The organism is Thioclava sp. ES.031, assembly GCF_002563775.1.
Classification (GTDB): Bacteria; Pseudomonadota; Alphaproteobacteria; order Rhodobacterales; family Rhodobacteraceae; genus Thioclava.
In genome coordinates this window covers 968,668-989,139 of sequence record NZ_PDJO01000001.1, presented here as the reverse complement: position 1 = coordinate 989,139, position 20,472 = coordinate 968,668, and the positions used below count along the sequence as shown (strand labels likewise).

20 protein-coding genes are annotated in these 20,472 nt (G+C 65.4%); 11 read left to right on the top strand and 9 right to left on the bottom strand.

Going from position 1 to position 20,472, the window contains the following annotated elements:
- Positions 1-69: 69 nt before the first annotated feature.
- Positions 70-534 (bottom strand): GatB/YqeY domain-containing protein, encoded by a 465-nt coding sequence (locus tag AXZ77_RS04795; protein ID WP_098410261.1) that lies wholly within the window; start codon positions 532-534, stop codon positions 70-72.
- A gap of 170 nt (positions 535-704) precedes the next feature.
- Between AXZ77_RS04795 and carA the strand changes: the two genes are divergently transcribed.
- Positions 705-1,868 carry a glutamine-hydrolyzing carbamoyl-phosphate synthase small subunit gene (carA, locus tag AXZ77_RS04790; protein ID WP_098410260.1) on the top strand — a complete coding sequence of 388 codons (1,164 nt, stop codon included), beginning with the start codon at positions 705-707 and terminating at the stop codon, positions 1,866-1,868.
- Positions 1,869-1,973: 105 nt separating this feature from the next.
- Positions 1,974-4,028, top strand: coding sequence for a glycosyltransferase family 2 protein (locus AXZ77_RS04785; RefSeq protein ID WP_255266414.1), 2,055 nt, complete (start codon positions 1,974-1,976; stop codon positions 4,026-4,028).
- Here AXZ77_RS04785 and AXZ77_RS04780 read toward each other — a convergent pair whose 3' ends face one another.
- Positions 4,029-4,682: a GntR family transcriptional regulator gene (locus AXZ77_RS04780; protein ID WP_078519773.1), complete on the bottom strand. Its 654-nt coding sequence runs from the start codon at positions 4,680-4,682 to the stop codon at positions 4,029-4,031.
- A gap of 96 nt (positions 4,683-4,778) precedes the next feature.
- Here AXZ77_RS04780 and AXZ77_RS04775 point away from each other — a divergent pair, with 96 nt between their 5' ends.
- From AXZ77_RS04775 to AXZ77_RS04765, 3 genes are all read left to right on the top strand, one after another.
- Positions 4,779-5,480, top strand: coding sequence for a pyrimidine 5'-nucleotidase (locus AXZ77_RS04775; RefSeq protein ID WP_098410258.1), 702 nt, complete (start codon positions 4,779-4,781; stop codon positions 5,478-5,480).
- A gap of 114 nt (positions 5,481-5,594) precedes the next feature.
- The gene (locus tag AXZ77_RS04770; RefSeq protein ID WP_078519775.1) at positions 5,595-5,822 is read left to right on the top strand and encodes a hypothetical protein; all 228 of its coding nucleotides are present in this window, start codon (positions 5,595-5,597) and stop codon (positions 5,820-5,822) included.
- Positions 5,823-6,026: 204 nt separating this feature from the next.
- Positions 6,027-7,238, top strand: coding sequence for a UbiH/UbiF family hydroxylase (locus AXZ77_RS04765; RefSeq protein WP_078569546.1), 1,212 nt, complete (start codon positions 6,027-6,029; stop codon positions 7,236-7,238).
- Here the strand turns inward: AXZ77_RS04765 and AXZ77_RS04760 are convergent.
- The 5 genes from AXZ77_RS04760 to ppk2 form a co-directional block, all read right to left on the bottom strand.
- Positions 7,235-8,593 carry an MATE family efflux transporter gene (locus AXZ77_RS04760; RefSeq protein ID WP_098410257.1) on the bottom strand — a complete coding sequence of 453 codons (1,359 nt, stop codon included), beginning with the start codon at positions 8,591-8,593 and terminating at the stop codon, positions 7,235-7,237. The genes AXZ77_RS04765 and AXZ77_RS04760 overlap by 4 nt on opposite strands.
- Before the next feature lie 103 nt (positions 8,594-8,696).
- The gene (locus AXZ77_RS04755; RefSeq protein WP_098410256.1) at positions 8,697-9,293 is read right to left on the bottom strand and encodes a cytochrome b/b6 domain-containing protein; all 597 of its coding nucleotides are present in this window, start codon (positions 9,291-9,293) and stop codon (positions 8,697-8,699) included.
- A gap of 6 nt (positions 9,294-9,299) precedes the next feature.
- Complete coding sequence (locus AXZ77_RS04750) at positions 9,300-9,743, bottom strand: cytochrome c (RefSeq protein WP_098410255.1); 444 nt, start codon at positions 9,741-9,743, stop codon at positions 9,300-9,302.
- A gap of 262 nt (positions 9,744-10,005) precedes the next feature.
- A complete protein-coding gene (locus AXZ77_RS04745; protein WP_078569549.1) occupies positions 10,006-10,608 on the bottom strand; it encodes a cyclopropane-fatty-acyl-phospholipid synthase family protein in 603 nt (200 codons plus the stop codon).
- Positions 10,609-10,700: 92 nt separating this feature from the next.
- Positions 10,701-11,711, bottom strand: coding sequence for a polyphosphate kinase 2 (gene ppk2 / locus AXZ77_RS04740; protein WP_098410254.1), 1,011 nt, complete (start codon positions 11,709-11,711; stop codon positions 10,701-10,703).
- A 140-nt stretch (positions 11,712-11,851) separates the two neighbouring features.
- On the opposite strand from ppk2, the gene AXZ77_RS04735 reads away from it, so the two are divergent.
- The 6 genes from AXZ77_RS04735 to AXZ77_RS04710 all read left to right on the top strand — a co-directional run bounded on the left by AXZ77_RS04735 (position 11,852) and on the right by AXZ77_RS04710 (position 17,330).
- Positions 11,852-12,511, top strand: a complete 660-nt coding sequence (locus AXZ77_RS04735; RefSeq protein ID WP_098410253.1) for a glutathione S-transferase family protein — start codon at positions 11,852-11,854, stop codon at positions 12,509-12,511.
- Positions 12,512-12,731: 220 nt separating this feature from the next.
- A complete protein-coding gene (locus AXZ77_RS04730; RefSeq protein WP_141536225.1) occupies positions 12,732-13,067 on the top strand; it encodes a hypothetical protein in 336 nt (111 codons plus the stop codon).
- A gap of 122 nt (positions 13,068-13,189) precedes the next feature.
- Complete coding sequence (gene parE, locus AXZ77_RS04725) at positions 13,190-15,145, top strand: DNA topoisomerase IV subunit B (protein WP_098410252.1); 1,956 nt, start codon at positions 13,190-13,192, stop codon at positions 15,143-15,145.
- A 9-nt stretch (positions 15,146-15,154) separates the two neighbouring features.
- Complete coding sequence (locus tag AXZ77_RS04720; protein ID WP_098410251.1) at positions 15,155-15,736, top strand: hypothetical protein; 582 nt, start codon at positions 15,155-15,157, stop codon at positions 15,734-15,736.
- 242 nt (positions 15,737-15,978) lie between these two features.
- Positions 15,979-16,830, top strand: a complete 852-nt coding sequence (locus tag AXZ77_RS04715) for an aldose 1-epimerase family protein (RefSeq protein ID WP_098410250.1) — start codon at positions 15,979-15,981, stop codon at positions 16,828-16,830.
- The gene (locus AXZ77_RS04710) at positions 16,827-17,330 is read left to right on the top strand and encodes a gamma-glutamylcyclotransferase family protein (RefSeq protein WP_098410249.1); all 504 of its coding nucleotides are present in this window, start codon (positions 16,827-16,829) and stop codon (positions 17,328-17,330) included. The genes AXZ77_RS04715 and AXZ77_RS04710 overlap by 4 nt, the downstream gene beginning before the upstream one ends.
- Here AXZ77_RS04710 and pdeM read toward each other — a convergent pair.
- Entirely contained in the window at positions 17,303-17,950 is a 648-nt protein-coding gene (gene pdeM / locus AXZ77_RS04705; protein WP_098410248.1) for a ligase-associated DNA damage response endonuclease PdeM, read from the bottom strand. The two genes, AXZ77_RS04710 and pdeM, sit on opposite strands and share 28 nt — an antisense overlap.
- Positions 17,947-20,352 (bottom strand): ligase-associated DNA damage response DEXH box helicase, encoded by a 2,406-nt coding sequence (locus AXZ77_RS04700; protein ID WP_098410247.1) that lies wholly within the window; start codon positions 20,350-20,352, stop codon positions 17,947-17,949. The genes pdeM and AXZ77_RS04700 overlap by 4 nt, the downstream gene beginning before the upstream one ends.
- Positions 20,353-20,472: the final 120 nt, after the last annotated feature.

Sequence of the window (20,472 nt, the reverse complement as noted above, 5' to 3'; positions counted from 1 at the left end):
TTAGAAACTCGCAAAAGAAAACGCCCCGCAAGGGGGCGCTGTTCCCAGTCTCGAGAGACCCAAGTCAGATCAGGAGGCGAGGCGATCCTTCACCATCGGGCCGGCCTTCGAGAAATCCATCTGTCCGGTATATTGGCCCTTCAGCTCGCCCATCACGCGGCCCATGTCGCGAATCGACTCGGCGCCGAGTTTCGCGATGGCAGCCTCGATGGCGGCGTTCACCTCGGTTTCGCTCAGCTGACGCGGCAGGAAGTCCTCGATCACGCGGATCTCGGCCTGCTCCTTCTCGGCCAGCTCCAGGCGGCCGCCCTCTTCATAGGCGCGTGCGCTTTCCTGACGCTGCTTCACCATCTTTCCCATGATCGCAAGCACTTCGGCATCGCCGACAGTACCCTCGCCCTCGCCTTCGGCGCGCATCGCGATCTCGCGGTCCTTGATGGCGGCGTTGACCAGCCGCAGCGTCGAGAGCCGCTCCTGATCCTTTTCCTTCATCGCCGCTTTCAACGCGGCGGCGATCTTATCGCGCATTTGCATCACATCGTGTCCCTACTTCAGTGAGGGCGTCAGAATAGCGGCATTGCGAAACACGCACAACATCCGCAAGTCATTGATAAATAAGCAATTCGCAATTATCTCATGGCCTCTTGACCCCCGCGTTCAGCGCGTCTAGGTTCCGGCGAATTTTGACATCGGGGAGTCGCGCCATGCCTGCAAGCCAGTCCGCATCGGAAAAGCCCACTGCGTTGATCGCGCTCGCTGATGGATCGCTGTTTTACGGGAAGGGCTTCGGCCGCCCGGGTGAGACAGTGGCCGAACTGGTCTTCAACACCTCGATGACCGGCTATCAGGAAATCATGACCGACCCTTCCTATGCGGGTCAGGTGGTGACCTTCACCTTCCCCCATATCGGCAACACCGGCGTAAACCCGGAAGATGACGAGACGAACGAACCCGTCGCCGCTGGCATGGTGGTGAAATGGGACCCGACCGAGCCGTCGAACTGGCGCGCCGCCGAGACGCTGGTCGAGTGGCTCGAGAAGCGCGGCCGGATCGGCATCGGCGGCATCGACACCCGCCGCCTCACCCGCGCGATCCGCCAGCAGGGTGCGCCGCATGTCGCGCTTGCCTACAACCCCGATGGCGTCTTCGACATCGAGGCTCTGGTACGCAAGGCGCGCGAATGGTCCGGGCTCGAAGGGCTCGACCTCGCGAAGGACGTGACCTGCTCGCAAAGCTACCGCTGGGACGAGATGCGGTGGGCCTGGCCCGAGGGTTACAAGAAAGCCGAGGGCAACGATCTGAAAGTGGTCGCCATCGACTACGGCGCGAAGCGCAACATCCTGCGCTGCCTCGCCTCGGCTGGCTGCGACGTGACCGTGCTGCCGGCGACTGCGACCACCGAGGATGTGCTCGCGCTTGAGCCCGATGGTGTCTTCCTGTCGAACGGTCCGGGCGATCCGGCGGCCACCGGGGAATATGCCGTGCCGATGATCAAGGGCGTTCTGGAAACCGAGCTGCCGGTCTTCGGCATCTGCCTCGGCCACCAGATGCTGGCGCTCGCGCTTGGCGCGAAGACGATCAAGATGAACCACGGCCACCACGGGGCGAACCACCCGGTGAAGGATCTGACCACCGGCAAGGTCGAGATCACCTCGATGAACCACGGCTTCGCGGTCGACAGCCAGACCCTGCCCGATGGCGTGTCGGAAACCCACGTGTCGCTCTTCGACGGCTCGAATTGCGGGATCGCCATGTCCGACCGCCCGGTCTTCTCGGTGCAGTATCACCCCGAGGCGAGCCCGGGCCCGCAGGACAGCTACTACCTGTTCGAGCGTTTCGCGACCGCGATGCGCGCGCGCAAGGCGTAAGCGACCCGGCCATTCGCCCCCTGCGACGCCTATCCCGGCGCTCAGTCAGAGTTAACCCTGCGTTAACCAAGCGCACGCATGCCGCCCTGCGGGACAGATGCGAGGATGAGCATGGGCGGCGCGCGGCGACAGCTTCTCGAGATACCGGCGGGGATCGCCGAACCTGCAGAGCATGCGCATCGCGCGCCCGCGGCAAATTCGCCCGGCGCGGTAACGCGCCCTAAGCCCGACCGCCCCGCGCGCGCCCCCTTGGGGCAGATCCTGCTCGACCGGGGCGCGACCGATCCGGGCGATCTGTTGAAAGCTCTGGCCCTGCGGCATCGCGAGGATGTGCGACTGGGTGACATTCTTCTTGCGAATGGCTGGGTGCGCGAAGCCGATCTGATGGCTGCGCTGGCGGAGCAGTGGCACGCTTCGGTCGTCGATCTGCAGGCCTGCCCGCCCGATCCACGTCTGATCGACGCTGTCGGGGCGGAACTGTGCCTGAGGCATGCGATGGTGCCGTGGCGGCGCGTGGGCGGTGTAACCCTCATCGCGACCGCACGGCCCGAGGATTTCGAAGCGCTGCGCGACGCCCTGCCCGCGCGCCACGCGCCCTATCGGCTCGTGCTGGCTCCGGAACGCTGCATCCACGAGAGCTTGTTGGCCCGCCGCCAGACCGCCCTGATCCGCCGCGCCGAGATCAAGGTCGATCCAGCCGAGAGTTGCCGCAACTATAACGAACAACGCGCGAGCCGGATCGCGGCGATTTTTATCGCGGTCGTGGGCCTTGGCCTGTGGTTCGCGCCCTCGCTGCTGATCGGTGTCCTCTTCGCTTGGGTGATGCTGACGCTGCTAGGCTCCATAGCCCTCAAGCTCGCCGCCTTCGCGAGCGAGATCACGGTGCGCCGTCGCCCCGCCCCTGACCCTTGCGCGCGTGGCGCAGCTAAGGGCCAGCTCCCGATCATCTCGATGATGGTCCCGCTCTTTCGCGAAACGGACATCGCCGCACGACTGGTCGAACGGCTAGGCAAGCTGCGCTATCCGCGCGAATTGCTCGACGTGATCCTCGTCGTCGAGCAGACCGACGCGATGACTCTGGCGGCCCTTTCCGGTGCCGATCTGCCGCGTTGGATGCGGGTGGTCACGGTGCCCGACGGCCCGATCAAGACCAAGCCGCGCGCACTGAACTACGCGCTGAACTTCTGCCGGGGATCGGTGATCGGGATCTGGGATGCCGAGGACGCGCCCGAACCGGACCAGCTGCAGATCGCCGCTCAACGCTTTCTCGAGGCCCCGCCCGAGACCGCCTGTCTGCAAGGCATCCTCGACTATTACAATCCGCGCACCAACTGGCTCGCACGCTGCTTCACCGTGGAATATGCGACATGGTTCCGGATGTTCCTGCCGGGGCTCGCGCGGCTCGGCTTCGTCGTGCCTCTGGGCGGCACGACCCTGTTCTTCCGCCGCGACGCGCTGGAGAAGCTGGGCGGCTGGGACGCGCATAACGTGACCGAAGATGCCGATCTCGGCGTGCGCCTCGCGCGACACGGCTACCGCACAGAACTGATCCCCGCCGCCACTTATGAGGAGGCGAACTGCCGCGCCCTGCCTTGGGTCAAGCAACGCTCGCGCTGGCTCAAGGGCTACGCGATGACCTGGGCGGTCCATATGCGCGATCCGGTGCAGCTCTGGCGCGATCTCGGAACGAAACGCTTCATCGGGGTGCAGATCCTGATCCTCGGATCGCTCTCGCAATACGTGCTGGCCCCCGTCCTGTGGAGCTTCTGGTTCGCGCTGTTCGGCCTGTGGCATCCGATCGCCAGCGCCCTGCCCGACCCGGTCTTCACGCTCGTCATGAGCACTTTCATCCTGTCCGAGATGATCGCGGTCACAACCTCTGCCTGGGCCTGCCGCAGCGCGGAGCATCGCCATCTGATCAAATGGGTGCCGACGCTGCATTTCTATTATCCGCTGGGCGCGCTGGCAGGCTGGAAGGCGCTGTATGAGCTGGTCGCGCGGCCCTTCTACTGGGACAAGACCAGCCACGGCATTTTCGATGCTAATGGAGCCACAGCGCCGGACAGCGCTCAGCACGGGCTTCTTGATGAGATCGCAGCCGCACAGGCCAAGGCGGACCCGGAACCCCAGCGTCTGGCGCATGCGCCGCTTATCGGCTGATCAAAGCGCCTCGGCCCAATGGCCCGCCGTGCCGTGATGCGCAGCGTCGAGCGTGAGGCGCGTCTCGAAGGCCCGCGAGATATGGGCGCGCAGTGCCGAGGCCGCCGCATCGCCATTGCCCTCGCGGATCGCATCGACAATCGCCTGATGCTCGTCGAGCGCAGCCTCGCCCCGGCCCTTCACCGCAAGCGAGGTCGTCGCGAGAAGCGCCATCGAGCGGTGCACGAGGTCGAGCTGCTGGACGAGGTAACGATTATGCGAGGCGAGGTGAATTTGGTGGTGGAACCGGCGATTGGCCCGGCTCAGCGCCTCCGGATCGTCGAGTTGACCGCGATCCTCGTCGATCATGTTCTGCAGCACGCGGACCTCTTCGGGGGCCGCATGTTTCGCCGCCAGCTGCGCGGCCAAGGCCTCCAGCTCGGCACGCACGATATAGAGCTCCGCCAGCTGGTTGTGATCGAGCGAGGCCACGATCAGCGACCGCCCGTCTCTGGCCAGCATTTGTTGGGTTTCCAGCCGCTGCAGCGCCTCGCGTACCGGGGTGCGTGACACACCGAACCGCTCCGCCAATTCGGATTCGACCAAACGGTCCCCGGGGCGGTAAACGCCTTCGTCGATGGCGTCGAGTATAAGGGTGTAGGCGTCTTTTTGCATGCAACCTGCTTTCGCGTTCTGCCAGAGATTAGGCGCGGGCCGCCCCCGGTGACAAGCAGATTGCACCTGCGCGCCGCGCGACCTAGCTTGCAGCCCATGACAGACAGCTCCGCGCCTGCCCCCGCCTCCGCCACCCCTGCCGACCGCGATCTCGCCGCCGAGTTCGCGCATGTCGACGCCTGGGTGTTCGATCTCGACAACACGCTCTACCCGCCAGAGGCGCGGCTCTTCGACCAGATCGAAGTGAAGATGACCGATTTCGTGATGCGCTCGCTGGGCGTCGATCGCGCGCGGGCCGACCATCTGCGCAATCACTACTGGCAGCTTTACGGCACCACGCTGGCGGGTCTGATGCACGAGCACGATGTGGACCCTGCCCCCTATCTGCACGAGGTGCACGAGATTTCGCTCGACCATCTGGTGGTGGATGAGGCGCTGCGTGACGGCATCGAAGCCCTGCCGGGCCGCAAGATCGTCTACACGAACGGTTCGGCCCCCTATGCGACGCGGGTGATCGCGGCGCGCGGGCTGACGGGGCTGTTCGACGGGGTCTATGGCGTCGAGCATGCCGAATTTCATCCCAAGCCGCGCGCCGAAGCTTTCGACCGGGTCTTCGCGCAGGCCGGGATCGCGCCCGACCGCGGGGCGATGTTCGAAGACGACGCCCGCAACCTGCGCCATCCCCATGCGATCGGGATGAAGACCGTGCATGTCGCCCCTGCCCCCGCGCCGGAGGATCACATCCACTATCACACTGCCGATCTCGCCGGGTTCCTGCGCAAAATCACGCGCGCATGAAGGGAAAGTGACGGCGCTGCGACAATATGGCACGGCTTCGCATCTTTATCGAAACGAGATGCATCTTTAAATCACGGTGGCCTGTCAGGGAGACAGCAAACGGGAGAATCGATTATGACCATGACGACCGCCGATTCCGGCGTTTCGGCCTATGTGGCCGATCATTCCGAAACCGAGCACAAGCAGATTTCGCCGGCTTTCATGTTCACCCTCGCGCTTGTCGTCGTGGCTCTGGCCGCGGGCATGGTCGCGATCATGGGCCTTGGCGGCCTGATCCTCTGGGCCGTGGGCGCCACCTGGATCATGCTCGCCCTCATCGTGGTGATGACCGCAGGCGGCTGACGTCGCATCAGAAGAATTCTCGCCCTTGGCGAACACGGCCCGGATCCGCGCGATCCGGGCTGTTTCTTTTTGTGCCGCGCGTTGCGGGACCTGCACGCCCCCGGCTTGCGTTTCGCTGTGTCGCCACGTCGCATCCCGGCGGCGGATCATTGCACCTGCCTGCGCCGGAGGGCAAAGTGGCACGGACATTGACGGAGGCGCCCCATGGCCGAGACCCGCACACCCATCGACACCGATATCCTGATCTCCGGCGGCGGCGTCGCCGGTCTGACCGCAGCCGCGGCCTTCGGGCAGGCCGGCTTCACCACGATCTGCGTCGACCCCACGCCGCCGGTCACCGAAGAGGCGGCGGAGGGCGCGGATATGCGCTCGACCGCGTTCCTGCGCCCGTCGCGCGAGGTGCTGCAGGCTGCGGGGATCTGGGATCGGCTCCTGCCCTATGCCGCGCCGCTGCAGATCATGCGGATCGTGGATGCGGGCGGCGAAAGCCCGACCGCACGGCTGACCCGCGATTTCGACGCGGCGGATCTGTCGGACGAGCCCTTCGGCTGGAATTTCCCGAACTGGCTGCTGCGCCGCGAGCTGGTGGCCGCGCTGGCCGACAACCCGCTCGTCGATTTCCGCCCCGGCGTCGCGACGACCGGCCTCGTGACCCGCGAAAGCGGTGCCGAGGTGACGCTGTCCGACGGCACCCATGTGCGAGCCCGTCTCGTCATCGGGGCCGATGGCCGCAATTCCTTCGTGCGCGAAGCGGCGGGGCTTGGCGTCAAGACGATCCGCTACGGGCAGAAGGCGCTGGCCTTCGCGGTCACCCACCCGATCCCGCATGACAACGTCTCGACCGAGATTCACCGCTCGGGCGGGCCGTTCACGCTGGTGCCGCTGCCTGATCGTGACGGCAAACCCTCTTCCGCGATCGTCTGGATGGAGCGCGCTGCCGAGGCCGAGCGCCTCGCCACGCTGCCCACGGAGGAATTCGAAGCGGCGATCATGGAACGCTCGACCGGGCTTCTCGGGCCGCTGAAGCTGGAAACCCGCCGCGCGGTCTGGCCAATGATGACGCAGATCGCGGATCGGTTCTCGGGCCAGCGCGTGGCCCTGATCGCCGAGGCCGCCCATGTCATTCCGCCGATCGGCGCGCAGGGGCTGAACATGAGCCTCGCCGATCTCGCCTGCCTTCTGAAGCTGGCCGAGGAAGACCCGGTGCATCTGGGCGAGGCGAAGATGCTCGACGCCTATCACCGGCGCCGTTGGCCGGAGGTGAAGGCGCGCGAAGTAGGGATCGACCTGCTCAACCGCGCCTCGATGGTCGAAGCCCAGCCGCTGCGCGATCTGCGCGCAGGCGTTCTGGGCGCGCTCTATTCGCTCGGACCGGTGCGCAAGACGCTGATGAAGGCGGGGCTCGGCGTGCGTTAAGCGACTGACTGGCGGGGCTGCAACCACGGTCCGCGCCAGAACCGCCGCATCATCATCGCCCCCGCCGAGGCAAGGCCAAGCACGAGGCCGAGCCAAAGCCCGACGCCGCCGAAATCCAGCGTGAAGGCGAGAAAGTAGCTGGCCGGGATACCGATCAGCCAATAGCTCGCCACCGCCATCCACATCGGCACGCGTGTGTCCTGCACGCCGCGCAGCAGGCCCAGCGCCATAACCTGCATCAGGTCGAAGAGCTGGAAAATCGCCGCGACCATCAGGAAGCGCACACCATAGAGGACGATCTCGGGCGTGGCCGGATTGTCGGCATCGAGAAAGAGCCGCGTGAGCCACGGCCCCGCGAAGACGAAGACCGCCACCGTCAGCAGACCGAAGCCCACGGAAAGCCCCGTCACCACCCGCGCCCCGTCACGCAGAAGGCGCGGGTCACGCTTCCCATGCGCCCGGCCCGCCCGCACGGTGGCAGCGTTCGACAGACCGACATGCACCATGAAGGTGATCGAGGAGACCTGCAGCGCGATCCCGTGCGCGGCGAGTTCAATCGTGCCGATCCAGCCCATCATCAGCGCCGAGGCCTGAAACATCGAGCCTTCCGCCACCGCAGTCAGCCCCACCGGCAGGCCCATCTTGGCGACGATCCAGAAAGCCTCCCAATCGGGCCGCCAGAAGCGCTGGAACAGCCGGATATGGGTCAGGCCCGGCGCACGCGCGGCATAGATCGCCTGCGCGACGAGGTTCAGCACCATCGCGCTGAGCGAGGCGATGGCCGCACCCCGCACGCCCAGTTCCGGCGCGCCCCAATTGCCGAAGATCAGGATCCAGTTGACGCCCGCGTTCAGTAGAACAGCCCCCAGCGTGATCCAGAGCAGCACCGCCGTGCGCTCCTGCGCGGACAGGTACGAGCGGATCACCATCATCGCGAGGCCGGGTGCGAGGGCGAAGCCGAGGATGCGCAGGTAATCCTGTGCGAGCGCCGCAATCTCGGGCTTCTGGCCCAGCATCTCCAGCACCGCGCCGGAATTCCAGAAGACCGGCAGCATCGCGACCCCGAACAGGATCGACAGCCAGATCCCCATCCGGGTGTCGCGCCGCGCCTGCACCTCGTCATCCGCGCCTAGGCTCGCCGAGACGCGCCCCATCACCGCCAGCGCGATCCCGTTGCCCAGCATGAAGATCGAGAAGAAATAGGAGGTGCCCAACACCAGCGCCGCCAGCGCCTCGACGCCATACCAGCCCACCATCACCGTATCGGTCACGTTGAGCAGCATCTGCGCGAGGTTGGAGCCGATCAGCGGCAGACCCAAAGTGAAGATCGCCCGCACATGGCGGGCGAGCGGCATCGCTTGGTTTTGCGACGGAGGCGGCGGTGGCGCGCTCTGGGATGGGTCGGTGCTCGTCATGGGCGAGCGCTAGCCCCGCCCGACGCGGCGGTCAAGAGAGCGGTTACTCGCCCACTTCTTTCTTACCCGTGATCATCGGCTTCACGAGGTTCACACCCTTCCAGGTCCGGTAATAGACGATGGCCGCGATATGGATACCGACGACGATCAGCAGCAGGGTCGCCACGAATTCGTGGATTTTCGGCGCCCAGCTCGTGCTGATGCTGTCGGGCACGGAGCCCGCAAGGGGACCGACGTTGATATAGTCCTGCGGATCGGAGGTCAGCCCGGTCACGACCTGCACGATCAGCAGCGCGAGCATCACGACAACCGACCAGCCGCCCAGCGGATTATGCCCGACATGGCCGGAGCTTTCCTTCGACGGAAGGTGGCGAAGATAATTCGCCACCTCCTTGGGCCCATAGAGGAACTGCGAGAACCGCGCCGTGCGCGACCCCACGAACCCCCAGATAAGACGCACCGCCAGCAGCCCCGCGATCGCGTAGCCGGCATAGAAATGCCACGTCATCTGGTTCGGCCCCCATTCCCCGAGACCCCAGGCGGCGGCAAAGGCCAGCACCAGAAGCCAGTGGAACAGACGCACGACAGGGTCCCAGACCGTGACGGTTTTCTTCGCGGGGGAGGCGGCGGTGTCTTTCATTCTGCGTTACTTCGAACGGAACTCGTCATGGCAGCCCTTGCAGGTGCCGCCGAGCTTGCCGACCGCCGGCTGCAGCGTCTCGAGGCTGCCTGCCGCATCGGGCATCTCAGCCGCGGCTTGATGGAGGGCGTCCGCCTTTTCCATGAACAGGTCCATGTTCGACCAGATTTCCGACTTCGCGTGGGTCTCCATCATGTCGTCGACCGAGGTGCCTTCGACGAAGAGCGGCGAGATGTCGACCTTCGCGAGCGCTGCGATGTTGTTGGCGGCGGTCTGTGCCTTGGCGGCGTCGAAGTCCATCTTGCCCTGAGCCATCGGCGCGAGCACGGCCATCTGGGCACCGAGCAAATCGAAGAAACCTTGGCGCGCTTCGACAGCGTCTTTGGGCGACTGCGCGAAGGCGGCGCTGGCGGCGAGGGTGAAGGTCAGGGCGAGGAGAGGCTTACGCATGTGGAACTCCAATCTGCGATGGCAAGAAACGTACCGGTTTGATGTTACACGCATTCGTGTAGTTGCGAAGACACTCCTCTGTGCGCAGGCACACATTTCCCCTACTGGGGCTATAGGGAAGCACGGGGTCTTAGGCAGGTTCCGGCCTATTGCCGATCGAACGCGCAAATCGCCTAGAAATCGCACTTAAATCGCGACGGAACGTCAGGCACCCCGCGTATAAGCCGCGCGAAACCCTGACTTTATGCCGAAATCTGCGGAATCACCGCTCGGGTTTGCGGGCGACGAAATCGATCAGAGCCGCGCGGCCGGAATGGCCCGCGCCCTCGTCGAGATCGGCATCGTAATCGGCCTGATGCAGCACCTCCCAGCGCGGGAACGCGTCGCGCAGGAGATCGAGATCGTAGAGCTGCTCCACGACCCCGGGACCGCCCGTGCCGTAGCGCGGCTGGCGGCGCGCGAAGCCGTGGATCAAAGCAAGCCCGCCCGGTTTGAGCGCGGTCGCGATGCCGTCGAAAATCTCCGCGCGAAACGCGGTATCGGCGAATTGGATGAAACAGGCGAGAACGGCGTCATATTCGCCGCGCGGCCAGTCATAGCCGCGCAGATCGGCGTCGATCGTCTGCATCGACACGCCCCGCTCCTGCGCCAGTTCAGCGGCCTTGCGGCGCGCGTTTTCCGACGGCTCGAGGGCCGTGACCTGCACTCCGAGGCTGGCGAGATAGGTGCCGTTGCGACCTTCGCCGTCAGCGATGCTCAGAAGCCGCGCCCCCGGAGCGAGACGCCATGCCTGACGCGCCACGAAATCCGCCGGGGTCGTGCCATAGAGATACTCTTCTCCGGCGAATCTTTCGTTCCAGCCCATGCTCTCCTCCGGTTGTTACCCTTCACATGGAATGCAACCGGCGGAGGGACAAGCCCCACCGGTCACCGAAATCGCCATCGGCGATCACATGCTCAGGATTTGGTCACGCGGCGCTGATCGGGATGAAGAGATGCGCCAAGAATATGCTCGGACGAATGCACGACATGGCTCGCATGGCCCACGATCAGCGGATCGGGCGGCGTTGCGATCAAAGGATCCTTGTCGGGATAGTCCAGCGTCGACAGGAAATGCTTCATGCAGTTCAGCCGCGCGCGCTTCTTGTCGTTCGACTTCACGATGGTCCACGGCGCATCGGCGGTGTCGGTGTAGAAGAACATCGCCTCTTTCGCCTCGGTGTAATCGTCCCAGCGATCGAGGCTCGCCAGATCGATCGGCGACAGCTTCCAGCGCTTGAGCGGGTCGGTTTCGCGCGATTTGAAGCGACGGCGCTGCTCCTCGCGGGTGACCGAGAACCAGTATTTGTAAAGCCGGATACCCGAGCGGACGAACATCCGCTCCAATTCCGGGGTCTGACGCATGAATTCGAGGTAATCGTTGGGTTTACAGAACCCCATCACGCGCTCCACGCCCGCGCGGTTATACCAGCTGCGATCATAGAAGGTCATCTCGCCCGCGGTCGGCAGATGCTCGACATAGCGCTGGAAATACCACTGGCCCTGCTCGGCCTCGGAGGGCTTGTTGAGCGCCACGACCCGAGCAAAGCGCGGGTTGAGATGTTCGGTGAAGCGCTTGATCGTGCCGCCCTTCCCCGCCGCGTCGCGGCCCTCGAAGAGGATCACGAATTTCTCGCCGCTCTCCTGCGCCCATTTCTGGACTTTCAGCAACTCGGCCTGAAGCTGCGCCTTCTCCGCCTCGTAGGCGGGGCGCGCCATCTTCCGACGATAGGGATATTTGCCGGTCTCGAAGGCCAGCCGGACCGCGCTCGGATCGACGCGCGGAAACTGTGTCGGTCCCGCCCCTTTCAGCGAGACATCGACGCCCGCGGGCACCGTCTCCGCCGCAACGGAAGGTCCGTCGACCGGCAGCTTCGCAGTCGCGGATTTGGCGGCCTTATCCTGTTCGGTCGCGACCTGATCTTTCATGCTTATCCCTCCGTTGGCTGAACCTTGCGGAGCATCGCGCAATCCCGCGTGATGTGCCTTGATACGCATCAAAAACCCGTGTCTGCTGGGCCCCCGGCGGCAAAAACGCCACAAAAATCGAGCGAAGCGAAGGAACGGACATGATCACGATCTATGGCAACTATCATTCGCGGGCGAGCCGGGCGCTGTGGTTGCTCGAGGAGCTGTGCCTGCCGTTCCGTCTGCGCCGAGTCGTGCAGGCGAACCGCTTCTCCGATCCGCTCGCGCCGGAGGTGCCGCTCAACACCCGCTCGCCCGAGTTCCGCAAGCTCTCGCCGATGGGCGCGATCCCGGTGCTGGAGGAAGACGGGCTGATCTTGACGGAGTCGCTCGCGATCAACCTGCATCTCGCACGCAAGGCGGGTGGCCCGCTCGCCCCTGCGCACGAGCGCGAACTGTCGCAAATGGAGCAATGGGCGCTCTTCGCCGCGACCTGGATCGAGACCGACGCGCTCGCGCTCAGCTTCGTCTATCGCCGCAAGGAGCAGGACACGCCCGAGGGCAAGGCCGAGATCGCATCTCTCTGCTCGAAGCTCGCCCGGCCGCTGACCACGCTCGAGACCCATCTCGAGACGCATAGCCATATCGTGGGCGGCCGGTTCACCGTGACCGATCTCAATCTCGCGGAGGTTCTGCGCTACGGGCAGGACCACCCGGATTTCCTCGCCCCCTACCCGCGCCTGCAAAGCTGGATCAAGCTGTGCCAGAGCCGGAAAGCCTTCCAGGCGATGTGGGAGAAGCGCGAAGCCGAGGCGTTTTGATTCGGCGAACTCCGCGCCGCGCCTAGGTCGAACGGTGTGTAGAAAGACAACGCGGATGCGCGCTCTGCTCAAGCGATGGGCAGGCGCTCAACCCAACTTCGCCTTTCAGTCAGGTCTCCCTGACCAAGTGGTCGGGTTTTCCGCAGCGGGGGTGAATTCCTCTTAGCAATGCAGCTTCCCTTACGTCATTTTGTCGGGGTGAAGAGGGTTCGAGGTAACCATGTCTGCTTTGCTTGGATACAGCCTGTGTTTGGGTGCGACGCTGATCGTGATCGCTGGTGATTTCGTTCTGAAATCTGCCGGCGAGAAGGGCCACGCGCTGCATTCGCCGTCTGTCTTCCTAGGTTGCGTGCTTTACGCCGCTTCGGCAGCAGGTTGGTTTCTGGCTATGCGGCATGTGTCGCTGGCACAAACGGGCGTGGCCCCGGCGCTTTTCACATTGATGGCTCTGGTGACGATGGGAGTCGTCCTGTTCGGTGAAAAACTCGCCTTGCGGGAAGTCTTCGGTATCGCGATGGCGGTGGGGTCGATGCTGCTCATGGCGCGCGTCGCGTAAGGGCCGGACGTTTTCGGGGGTGTGGGGCTTTCGAAGCGGATCGGGGCGGTGGGGTGTTCTTGCTCCTCCGCCCCAACCTGCGGTATCTCTTGTTTAGAAAACTACAAGAGAAAGCGAGCAGCATGGCCGACGATCTTCTGACGCCCCAGACCGATTCCTATGACGCCTCCGCGATCGAGGTGCTCGAAGGTCTCGAACCCGTGCGAAAACGCCCCGGCATGTATATCGGCGGCACGGATGAGCGCGCGCTGCATCACATGGTGGCCGAAGTGCTCGACAACTCGATGGACGAAGCGGTGGCCGGTCACGCCAACCGCATCGAGGTCGAGCTGCTCGAGGACCACTCCGTCGTCATCCGCGACAACGGGCGCGGCATCCCGATCGACCCGCACCCGAAATTCCCCGGCAAATCCGCGCTGGAAGTCATTCTCTGCACGCTGCACGCTGGCGGCAAGTTCTCGGGCGACGCCTACGAGACCTCGGGCGGTCTGCACGGGGTGGGCGCCTCGGTGGTCAACGCGCTGTCGGATTCGATGGTCGTTCAGGTCGCCAAGAACAAGGAGCTGTATGAACAGCGCTTCTCGCGCGGCATTCCCGAAGGTCCGGTGCAGAAGATCGGTGCGGCGCCGAACCGCCGCGGCACCACCGTCACCTTCCATGCCGACGAGCAGATCTTCGGTCATCACCGTTTCAAGCCCGCGCGCCTGCTGAAGATGGTGCGCTCGAAAGCGTATCTCTTCTCGGGCGTGGAGATTCGCTGGAAATCCGAGATCGATGACGGCGAGACCCCGACCGAGGCCACCTTCCACTTCCCCGGCGGCCTCGCCGATTACCTGACCGAGACGCTGAGCGGCGCCAGCACCTATGCCGACCGCCCCTTCTCGGGCAAGGTCGAGTTCCGCGAGAAGTTCAACGTGCCGGGCTCGGTCGAATGGGCGATCAACTGGACGCCGTCGCGCGACGGCTTCATCCAGTCCTACTGTAACACCGTGCCCACCCCCGAGGGCGGCACCCACGAGGCGGGCTTCTGGTCGGCGATCCTCAAGGGCATCCGCGCCTATGGCGAGCTGGTGAACAACAAAAAGGCCGCGCAGATCACCCGCGACGACCTGATCACCGGCGGCTGCGCGCTCGTCTCGTGCTTCATCCGCGAGCCGGAATTCGTGGGCCAGACCAAGGACCGCCTTGCCACCGTCGAGGCGCAGCGTCTGGTCGAAGGCGCGGTGCGCGACCACTTCGACAACTGGCTGGCCTCGGATACGAAATCCGCCGGTGCGATCCTCGATTTCCTCGTGCTGCGCGCCGAAGAACGCCTCAAGCGTCGGCAGGAGAAAGAGACCCAGCGCAAATCGGCCACCAAGCGGCTGCGCCTGCCCGGCAAGCTGGTCGATTGCTCGGCCACGAACCGTTCGGGCACGGAGCTGTTCATCGTCGAGGGCGACTCGGCAGGCGGTTCGGCCAAGATGGCGCGCGACCGCAAGAACCAGGCGCTGCTGCCGCTGCGCGGCAAGATCCTCAACGTGCTGGGCGCGGCAAGCTCCAAGCTCGGCTCGAACCAGGAGATCAACGATCTGACTCAGGCGCTCGGCGTGGGCCTCGGCACCAAGTTCAACGTCGACGATCTGCGCTACGACAAGATCATCATCATGACCGACGCGGACGTGGACGGAGCCCACATCGCCTCGCTCCTGATGACCTTCTTCTTCACCCAGATGCGCCCGATGATCGACCAGGGGCACCTCTATCTGGCCTGCCCACCGCTCTATCGCCTGACCCAGGGCGCCAAGCGTATCTACGTGGCCGACGACGCCGAGAAGGACGCGATGCTCGAGAAGGGTCTGGGCGGCAAAGGCAAGATCGACGTGCAGCGCTTCAAGGGTCTGGGCGAGATGGACGCGAAGGACCTGAAAGAAACCACGATGCACCCCGACACGCGCAAGCTGATCCGGGTCACGATCCACGACGACGAGCCGAACGAGACCGGCGATCTGGTCGAGCGCCTGATGGGCAAAAAGCCCGAACTGCGATTCCAGTATATTCAGGAGAACGCGCAGTTCGTGGAGGAGCTGGATGTTTGAGGAGGCGCGGTGACGGAGCCTCGTTATCAGGTCCAAGAGGATTTACCTGACGACTATTTGCTCGCGCTCGGGATCTACATGCAGACCTGCGCTCGGATCGAGTTGTGGGCGGCGCGTCTTGTCTGCCTGGCCGAAGGGCTAGAAAAGACGTCAGACGAGTCGATCGCACGCACTGACAAACTCCGTATGGATACCGGAAAGTTAGTAAAGAAGCTAAAGGCCAGCCTAGAAGGCTTAGCCCGCCAAGGACTGAACGACCCTGAATTGATTGGCCTTGGGGAATGGATCGAAGCCAATCTCAAATTCCGTCACCTTGCAGTTCATGGAGTGCATGGGGCTTTAGAAGGCTCGATAATGTTGGAGGCCGCTCCAAAAAATGAAAGGCCTAAAGTCTTAGCGCTTGATGCCCCTGCGATCCTTGGCGCTTTAGACGACGCGGATCGAATTTTACGCAAGCTAAGAGTTATTGCGAAACAGCATGAGAGGGACCCCGCCCGGGCGACCAGCCCGGGCAGCGCCCGACCCTCCCCCCGGGAGGGCGCATTGGCGACGCAGCCCGCAGCCGCCCCGTCCTCCGGGCTTGCGAGATAAAGCGCTCAAACCAAACGACAGCGAAGCGCCCACCCAAGGCTCGGGCGCTGCCCTCATCTCTCATCACACGCGCCCGTCCGGCCCTTCGCTCGCGCTCCGGGCGTTCGCCGGGGCGTCCTTCCACTGGAAAGCCGCTCTTCCCGGCTCACCCCCTCGCTCGGCACGAAACGGACACGGGCTTGGATCATCTCCGGCGGCGCGATACCAAGGCGCGACACGTCACAACCTCCGGATCCCGACACATGCCCCAGATTTCGACCCAAAGCCTCAGCGTCACCATCGCCGATTTGGGCGCCGAGATGCAGGGGCTGAGCTATCAGGGGCAGGAGTTGCTCTGGGAGGGGGACCCGGCCTGGTGGAGTGGGCAGGCGCCGATCCTGTTCCCCATCGTCGGCCTTCCCGCGCCCGACGGGGTAACGATCGACGGCACGCCTCACGCGATCCCCAAGCATGGCTTTGCCCGCCGCCTGCCCTTCCGCGTGACCGAGCTGACGCAGAGCCGCTGCTGCCACCTGCTCGAACCCTCGCAGGAGACGGCCGCCTACCCGTTCGATTTCCGGCTCGAGATCGTCCACGAGGTCGTGGGGGCTGAACTCAGCGTCACCGCCACGGTCAGCAATACGGGCGATCGGGAAATGCCGTTTTCCTTCGGCTTTCACCCGGCCTTCCGCTGGCCGCTGCCCGGCGCGACCGGTCCGCATCGGATCGAGCTGCGAAACGGGGCGGAGCCTGCCTTGGCGCGGCTCGCGGATGGGATGCTGGGGCGCGCACGAATGCCCTCGCCCTTCACGGCGGGCGCGCTGACCCTCGATCCGGCGCAGTATGAGGACGATGCGATGATCTTCCCCGAAGGCGCGGGGGACGGGCTGCGCTACCTCGCCGACGGGGCGCCGGTGCTCGATTTCCGCTTTTCCAACCTGCCCAATCTCGCGCTGTGGCAGAAACCCGGTGCGCCCTATATCTGCGTTGAGCCGTGGCATGGGCTGCCTGCTGCGGAAGGGGCCGGGCCGGAACTGGCCGCGCGTCCCGACAGCATGATGCTGCGGCCCGGCGCGCAGGAGACATTCGCGATGACCTTACAGGTGAGCGGATGATCCCCTACCTCGCCTATGGCTCCAACCTGCTGACCTCTCGGCTCGCCGCGCGCTGCCCCTCGGCGCGCGTGCTCGGATTGGCGGAGGTTCCCGGACATTCGCTCGATTTCTCGAAGCGCGGGCGCGACGGGAGCACGAAGGCCACGATCACCGAAAGCGACGCGCGCACCCAAGGGGTGCTGTTCGAGATCACGGAGAGCGACATTCCCGCGCTCGATGCCGCCGAAGGCGCGGGGCTGCATTACGAGAAGATCGCGCTTGTGCTCGACGATGGCCAGCGCGCCTTCACCTATCGCGCGCTACAGCGCCGGGACGGGATTGCGCCGTTCGAATGGTATCTGGCGCTGATCCGGGCGGGGCGGCGCGAGCACGGGCTGGGCTTGGCCGATCTGGCGCATGTCGAGCCGATCCCCGACCCCGAGCCCGAGCGCCCCGGCTTCATCGCCGCCCGCGAAGCGTTGGTCCGCGCGGGCTATCGCGACTGGCGCGCGGCGCTCTGACCGAACGGACGCACCGGCATACCCGGCCCGGTCAGCACAGCGATGCCTGCCCCGACCAGCGACGACAGCTCCGGCCCGTCGCAATCCAAGCCCCCGGTATAGGTGCCGAAAGCGGGCAGGATCAGGTGATCGGCCCCCACCAGAAACGCCCGATACGCGCGCCGGGCGATCTTGGCTTTCGGGTGGTAATGGCCCGACAGGTCCGGCCCCTGCCCTGCGATATGGCGCAGGGTGAGCGGGCCGATTTGCGTCTCCTCCACGGTCTGCCCAAGGCCGATCGGGTCATGGTTTCCCGCGATCCATAGCAGTTCGGTCTGCACCGCGATGCGGGTCAGACGCCCCGCGATCTCGGGGGCGATTTCGCTCGCGACCGCATCGTCGTCGAAGGCGTCACCAAGGCTGATCAGCCGCGCAGGGCGCAAGCGCAGCACCTCGGCCTCCAGCCGGATCACCGTGTCGAGGCTCTCGAAAGGCGGCAACAGCGCGCCGCCGCGCCGCGCCATCCGCTCGGACTTGCCCAAGTGAAGATCGGCCACGATCAGCGCGTCTTCGCCGGGCCAATAGAGCGCGCCCGAAGGTTGCGCGATGAGTCGCTGCCCCGCGAAGGTGATCTCTCTCATTCCAGCCCCGCCTCGCGCATCATTGCCTGCGCCTCTTCTTCCATCAGCCGTGCTTCGCCCGTGCCGCCTCGAATGCCGACCTGCCCGTGTTCGAGCAACAGGGGCGCGGCCAGCGGCGTCACATGCGGGGCGCGGATATGCACGATTCTCTGCCCCTGGGCCAGCATCTCCTCGATCCGCTCGAAATCGACGAGGCCGCGGCTGGCCTCCTCGCGGGTGATGCGCAAGAGCAGGTGATCGGGGTCGTAGCGGCGCAGCGTGTCGTAGAGAATATCGGACGAAAACGTCGCCTGTTTACCCGATTTGCGCTGCCCCGGCAGGTTGCGCTGGATGAGACCCGCGATGGTCGCGATCGACCGAAACGCGCGCTTCATCACCGCGTTGCTCTCCAGCCAGTCGCGCAGACCTTCCCGCAGCCCATCGGCCGATAGCAGCGGCGCCGGATCTTCGACCGGGTCGATCGACCAGATCAGCAGCGCGTAATCAGTCGCGACGAAGCCGAGCGGCCCGAGTCCCGCCTGCTCCATCCGGTGCGTCAGCAGCAGCGCGAGGGTCTGATGCGCGTTGCGCCCGGCGAAACCGTAGAGGCAGAAGAACGCCCGCCCGCCGCGCAGGAAGGTCTCGCAGGTCAGCGTGCCGGGGGCGGGCAGCGTGGAAATCTCGCGCTGCAGCGCCAGCCACTCGCGGGTGTCGGGCGGCAGCTGTTCCCAGGCCTCGGGCGTGGCGATCAGGCACTGCACCCGCCGCGACAGCTCCAGCGAGGTCGCCATCTTCAGCCCTGAGAAGACGGCGATCTTCGGCTCGCGGGTGGCGGCATTCGTGACCTCGACGACCATCTCACGCAGACCTTCGTAGCGCACCACCTGTCCGCCGATCAGGAAGGTATCGCCGGGGGTGAGAGACGCGGCGAAGCCTTCCTCAACCTCGCCCAGAGGCGTGCCGCCGCGTCGGGATTTGCGGCGGACTTTCAGCTTCTCGGTCTCGGTGATCGTGCCGATATTCATCCGCAGATCGCGGGTCGCGCGCGGATCGCGGAGCTGCCATTTGCCATCACGCTGCAACAGCCGCTGCCAGCGGTCATAGGCCCGCAGCGCGTAGCCACCCGTCGCGCAGAATTCCAGACAGGCGTCGAAATCCGCGCGTGACAAATTCGCGTAGGGCCCCGCCCGCAGCACTTCCGCATAAAGCGCATCCGCCTCGAACGGCCCGGCGCAGGCGGTCAGCAGGATATGCTGGCACAGCACGTCGAGCGGCCCGCGCCAGCGCCTCCCGCCGCCGTCCAGATCGTTCTCGCGCACGGCCTCCAAGGCGGCGGCACATTCGACGATCTCGAAGCGATTGGCCGGTACGATGCGGGCGCGCGAAGGCTCGTCATAGCGGTGATTGGCGCGCCCGATCCGTTGCACGAGGCGTTTGACATTCTTCGGCGCGCCGACCTGCAGGACCAGATCGACATCGCCCCAGTCGAGCCCCAGATCGAGCGAGCCGGTGCAGACCACCGCGCGCAACTCGCCGCTGGCCATCGCTTCCTCGACCTTGTGGCGGGCCTCGCGTGAGAGCGAGCCGTGATGCAGCCCGATCGGCAGAGCGGTGTCGTTCACCTCCCAGAGCGCCTGAAAGAACAGCTCGGCCTGCGCGCGGGTATTCAGGAAAACAAGGCTGAGACGTGCGTTTTCGATTGCCGCCATCACGTCGCGCGCCGCGTGCCGTCCGCCGCCGCCAGCCCAAGGTGCGGGGCGCTCGGTCGGCAGCATCTCGATATCGGGGGGCGGGCCCGGGTCGGCCATGATCACTCGCGCGCCGCCCATGAAATCGGCCAGCGCCTGCGGAGCTTCGACCGTGGCCGAGAGCCCCGTGACGGTCAGGTCCGGCGACAGGCAGCGCAGCCGCGCGACACCCAGCATCAACTGATCGCCGCGCTTGCTTTCGGCCAGCGCGTGGATCTCATCCAGCACCACCCGCTTCACCCCCGCGAAGATCTTCGGGGCCTCGGGGTAGGACAGCATCAGCGCGAGGCTTTCGGGCGTCGTCAACAGGATCTGCGGTGGATCGACCCGCTGACGGCGACGCTGCGTGGCCGATGTGTCGCCGGTGCGATCCTCGATCCGCAGGTCCAGCCCGATTTCGTCCACCGGCGCGCGCAGGTTGCGGGCGATGTCCTTGGACAGCGCCTTGAGCGGCGAGACATAGAGCGTGTGCAGCCCCTCGTATCCCTCGGCCAGATCGACGAGCGACGGCAGAAACCCCGCCAGCGTCTTGCCGCCCCCGGTCGGCGCGATCAGCAGCGTATCTTCGCGCGCGGCCAGCACGTCGAGCTGATGCCTGTGCGGCTGCCAGCCCCGGCTGGTGAACCAGTCGGCGAAGCGTTGCGGCAGGAGGGGCGTGGCGGCGGTGTCGGGCATCGCGTGAAAGGTAGGCGTGAGGAGCGGATGCGCAAGCTTTCCGGCACCTCTTGGCGCGGGCGGCTCGGACGCAAGCGCGCGCCTACCGCCCCTCCCCCAACATCTCGCACCATTGCACAG

Excerpts from the sequence above, each read along its gene's own strand:
- AXZ77_RS04795 (WP_098410261.1), bottom strand. The coding sequence starts at position 534 with ATGCAAATGCGCGATAAGATCGCCGCCGCGTTGAAAGCGGCGATGAAG.
- carA (WP_098410260.1), top strand. The coding sequence starts at position 705 with ATGCCTGCAAGCCAGTCCGCATCGGAAAAGCCCACTGCGTTGATCGCG.
- AXZ77_RS04785 (WP_255266414.1), top strand. The coding sequence starts at position 1,974 with ATGAGCATGGGCGGCGCGCGGCGACAGCTTCTCGAGATACCGGCGGGG.
- AXZ77_RS04780 (WP_078519773.1), bottom strand. The coding sequence starts at position 4,682 with ATGCAAAAAGACGCCTACACCCTTATACTCGACGCCATCGACGAAGGC.
- AXZ77_RS04775 (WP_098410258.1), top strand. The coding sequence starts at position 4,779 with ATGACAGACAGCTCCGCGCCTGCCCCCGCCTCCGCCACCCCTGCCGAC.
- AXZ77_RS04770 (WP_078519775.1), top strand. The coding sequence starts at position 5,595 with ATGACCATGACGACCGCCGATTCCGGCGTTTCGGCCTATGTGGCCGAT.
- AXZ77_RS04765 (WP_078569546.1), top strand. The coding sequence starts at position 6,027 with ATGGCCGAGACCCGCACACCCATCGACACCGATATCCTGATCTCCGGC.
- AXZ77_RS04760 (WP_098410257.1), bottom strand. The coding sequence starts at position 8,593 with ATGCCGCTCGCCCGCCATGTGCGGGCGATCTTCACTTTGGGTCTGCCG.
- AXZ77_RS04755 (WP_098410256.1), bottom strand. The coding sequence starts at position 9,293 with ATGAAAGACACCGCCGCCTCCCCCGCGAAGAAAACCGTCACGGTCTGG.
- AXZ77_RS04750 (WP_098410255.1), bottom strand. The coding sequence starts at position 9,743 with ATGCGTAAGCCTCTCCTCGCCCTGACCTTCACCCTCGCCGCCAGCGCC.
- AXZ77_RS04745 (WP_078569549.1), bottom strand. The coding sequence starts at position 10,608 with ATGGGCTGGAACGAAAGATTCGCCGGAGAAGAGTATCTCTATGGCACG.
- ppk2 (WP_098410254.1), bottom strand. The coding sequence starts at position 11,711 with ATGAAAGATCAGGTCGCGACCGAACAGGATAAGGCCGCCAAATCCGCG.
- AXZ77_RS04735 (WP_098410253.1), top strand. The coding sequence starts at position 11,852 with ATGATCACGATCTATGGCAACTATCATTCGCGGGCGAGCCGGGCGCTG.
- AXZ77_RS04730 (WP_141536225.1), top strand. The coding sequence starts at position 12,732 with ATGTCTGCTTTGCTTGGATACAGCCTGTGTTTGGGTGCGACGCTGATC.
- parE (WP_098410252.1), top strand. The coding sequence starts at position 13,190 with ATGGCCGACGATCTTCTGACGCCCCAGACCGATTCCTATGACGCCTCC.
- AXZ77_RS04715 (WP_098410250.1), top strand. The coding sequence starts at position 15,979 with ATGCCCCAGATTTCGACCCAAAGCCTCAGCGTCACCATCGCCGATTTG.
- AXZ77_RS04710 (WP_098410249.1), top strand. The coding sequence starts at position 16,827 with ATGATCCCCTACCTCGCCTATGGCTCCAACCTGCTGACCTCTCGGCTC.
- pdeM (WP_098410248.1), bottom strand. The coding sequence starts at position 17,950 with ATGAGAGAGATCACCTTCGCGGGGCAGCGACTCATCGCGCAACCTTCG.
- AXZ77_RS04700 (WP_098410247.1), bottom strand. The coding sequence starts at position 20,352 with ATGCCCGACACCGCCGCCACGCCCCTCCTGCCGCAACGCTTCGCCGAC.